This is a genomic window from Rhodococcus sp. NPDC076796 (assembly GCF_040702765.1).
Lineage (GTDB): Bacteria > Actinomycetota > Actinomycetes > Mycobacteriales > Mycobacteriaceae > Rhodococcoides.
On record NZ_JBFBMS010000023.1, the window covers coordinates 4,781 to 6,355 of the forward strand.

1 protein-coding gene and 1 pseudogene are annotated in these 1,575 nt (G+C 59.6%); both read right to left on the reverse strand.

The features are described 5' to 3' along the window. A partial coding sequence (locus tag AB0366_RS26830) for an SDR family oxidoreductase (RefSeq protein ID WP_366246597.1) occupies positions 1-738 on the reverse strand: 738 nt, incomplete at its 3' end. Between the two features lie 39 nt (positions 739-777). Continuing rightward, positions 778-1,575: pseudogene (locus AB0366_RS26835) on the reverse strand (4-hydroxyacetophenone monooxygenase); the annotation flags it as partial.

The window sequence follows — 1,575 nt, forward strand, 5'->3', positions numbered from 1 at the left end:
ACGGGGCTTCTTCTTGTCCATTCCCTTGAGGATGGCGCACGCAGCTTTCTCCGGAGTGGTCCTGGCGATGTTGTTGAACATCGAGGCAATGGTGGCGGTATCTGCCCCCATATCGGATACACCACGAGCGTTGTTGACGATATTAGTCTTGACGCCGCCGGGGTGAACGCATGTCACCGTGACCGGATGCCGACTGATTTTCATCTCTTGCCGAAGCGCTTCGGTGAAGCCACGCACACCGAACTTCGCGGCGTTGTAAGCGCTTTGACTGGGGATCCCGACCAGACCGAAGACGCTGGAGGTGTTTACCAGATGACCATCACCAGAGGCGATCAGATAAGGCAGGAACGCCTTGGTCCCGTTGACGACACCACCGAAGTTGATGCCCATCAGCCAGTCGAAATCCTCCCAGGACATGTCGACAACGTCGGCGCCGAGGGCGACGCCGGCATTGTTGAACACCATGTTGACGCGCCCGAAAGACGACTGCACGCTCTCTGCGTAAACCTGGAACGCAGCACGATCTGCCACGTCCAACACCGCGGTCTCCACGGTCGCACGATGCGCGGTACGGCACATGTCCGCCGTCTCCTCGAGATGCACTTCGTCGACGTCGGACAAGGCAAGGCTGGCCCCGCGTTCGGCCAGTTGGAGGGCAAGGGACCGACCGATCCCTGAGGCGGCTCCCGTGACGACTGCGACCTGGGTCGCGTAATTGCCTGCTGTCGAACTACTCACTGTCGGATACTCACTTCTCGATGACCTACGGTTGGATTGTCAGGCGATCTCGTACTCGGCGGGCTCGAAGTCTTTCGTCGCTCGCCAGTACTGCCAGGTGAACCCGGGCCACACCGTACGGTTGACACCTTGCGAGTCCAGATACCAACTCGTACATCCGCCGTTGGTCCACACGCCCTTGGCGAGCTTGTGTTGGATGCTCTTGTTGAAGTGTTCTTGAACCTCGGCCCGCACATCAACACGCTCCGCACCTCGACTGTCGACGGCGTCGATGGCCTTCATGATGTACTTGATCTGCTGCTCGATCATGAACACGACAGAGTTGTGCCCAAGACCCGTGTTAGGTCCGAGCAGGAAGAACAGGTTCGGGAAGCCCTCGGTGGTGATGCCGAGGTGGGTATTGATGCCCGTCCGGTGCCAGTGCGACGGCAAGTCCTCGCCCCGAGCGCCCTTGAGCGCGAGTTGATCGAACCCGTCCGTGACATGGAACCCTGTGGCGTAAATGATCACATCCACAGGGTGTGACACGCCGTCAGGGGTGACGATCGAATCGGCAGTGATCTTTTCGATCCGATCGCTGATCACTGTCGTGTTGGGGGCGGCGAGCGCAGGGTAGTAGTCGTTCGATCCCAGGATGCGCTTGCATCCGATGCGGTAGGACGGCATCAGCTTCCGGCGTAGCTCGGGGTCGGTGATAGAACGCTCGATGTTCCATTTCGCCACCTTTTCGATTGGTCGCATAAGGTTGGAGTGGCCGTTGAGCCCGAAGGCCAGGCTCTCTGCGCCCCAGTAGACCGACCACCGAGCGAGGCGGCGAGTAATGGGGATCTTGCTAAG